The 1,775-nt window shown below is 62.9% G+C and carries 2 protein-coding genes; both read left to right on the top strand.

Annotation, left to right across the window (positions count from 1 at the left end; genetic code table 11):
- On the top strand, positions 1-829 hold an 829-nt coding region (phaZ, locus tag EOA28_RS34720; protein WP_128315796.1), incomplete at its 5' end, for a polyhydroxyalkanoate depolymerase.
- Positions 830-998: 169 nt separating this feature from the next.
- A complete protein-coding gene (locus tag EOA28_RS34725) occupies positions 999-1,643 on the top strand; it encodes a dihydrofolate reductase family protein (RefSeq protein WP_127252423.1) in 645 nt (214 codons plus the stop codon).
- The last annotated feature ends 132 nt before the right edge of the window (positions 1,644-1,775 follow it).

Genomic DNA, 1,775 nt, shown 5'->3' on the forward strand with positions numbered 1-1,775 from the left:
CTATGTCACCGACTGGGCCAATGCCCGCGACGTGCCGCTTTCGGCCGGCAACTTCGGCGTGGACGACTATGTCGACTACCTCATCCGTTTCCTGGAGGCGATCGGCCCGGGGGCGCATATCCTGGCGGTCTGCCAGCCCTGCGTCCAGGCGCTCGCCGCCGTCGCCATCATGTCCGAGGACAGGCATCCGGCGACGCCGCGCTCGATGACGCTGATGGCGGGGCCGATCGACCCGCGCGAAAGCCCGACCGAGGTCAACGAATTCGCCGTCAGCAAGTCGCTGGCCTGGTTCCAGAACTACGTCATCTCGCATGTGCCCTTCCGCCACCCGGGCGGCGGGCGGCGGGTGTATCCGGGCTTCCTGCAGCTAACCGCCTTCATGGCCATGAACAGCGACCGCCACGTCACGGCGCATCGCAAGCTCCATGAGCATCTGGCGGCCGGCGAGACCGCCGAAGCCGAGAAGATCAAGACTTTCTACGACGAGTATTTCGCGGTGCTCGACCTCACCGAGGAATTCTATCTCGAGACCATCGACCGGGTGTTCCAGAAGGCGGAGCTTGCCACGGGCGCGTTCACCTTCCGCGGCAGCAAGGTCGATCCCGGCGCGATCCGCAACACGGCGCTGCTCACCGTCGAGGGCGGACGCGACGACATATGCGCGCTGGGCCAGACCTCGGCGGCGCATGATCTGTGCCGCTCGCTGCGCCCACATTTGAAGCGGCATCACCTGCAGGCCAATGTCGGCCATTACGGCGTCTTCAACGGCAAACGTTGGGAACGCGAAATCTATCCCGTGGTGCGCAACCTCATCCTGGCGATGGAATAGCGGGACGCGCGGACGAACAAACCGGCGCCGTGGGCGCCCAGTTCCTCGTCAAATCCATAACCTGGATCGTGCCGCCGAGCGCGATACTGCTACCCATCTGCTTGCAATTCGCAATCAGTCAAGCTATCAGTTAACCGATTGCAAATTACAACTGGATCAGGAGGCAATGATGTCCAGGCTGCGTGTTAACGCTTTCACCTTGTCGCTCGACGGTTACGGCGCCGGTCCCGATCAGAGCCTCGACAACCCGCTCGGCGTAGGCGGCGAAGGTCTACACAAGTGGATGATCAAGACCCGCTCGTTCTACCAGATGATCGGCAAGGAAGGCGGAACGACCGATACGGATGACGATTTTGCGGTGCGCAGCTTCGAGAATGTCGGCGCCTGGATCCTCGGCCGCAACATGTTCGCCCCGAGCCGTGGTCCATGGCCGGACGACAACTGGAAAGGCTGGTGGGGTCCCAACCCGCCCTACCACGTGCCGACCTTTGTTTTGACGCATCACAAGCGCGCGCCGATCGAGATGGAAGGCGGGACGACGTTCTATTTCGTCACCGACGGCATCCACTCAGCGCTCGAACAGGCGAAGGCGGCCGCCGGCGGCAAGGATGTGCGCGTCGGCGGCGGCGTCTCGACCGTCCGGCAGTATCTGCAGGAGAAGCTCATCGACGAGATGCATCTGGCAGTCTCGCCGCTCCTGCTCGGCTCGGGCGAGCATCTGTTCGCCGGGCTCGACATGCTGAAGCTGGGATACCGCTGCACTGGGCAGGTTGCGACCGCCGATGCAACGCATGTGATGATCGGGCGGGCGTGATTACAGTGTCCAGCGGATAGATGGGTAACACTTTGAACCGGATACATAGGTAACAGTTTTCTCTCCCTATGATGCGGTCGCCGCAGCGCCAAGCGGTCGGCTTGGCGCGGCGCTGCGGCGAACCAGTTTCAT

The sequence above is a fragment of the Mesorhizobium sp. M2A.F.Ca.ET.067.02.1.1 genome, from assembly GCF_004023285.1.
GTDB lineage: Bacteria > Pseudomonadota > Alphaproteobacteria > Rhizobiales > Rhizobiaceae > Mesorhizobium.

Excerpts from the sequence above, each read along its gene's own strand:
- EOA28_RS34725 (WP_127252423.1), top strand. The coding sequence starts at position 999 with ATGTCCAGGCTGCGTGTTAACGCTTTCACCTTGTCGCTCGACGGTTAC.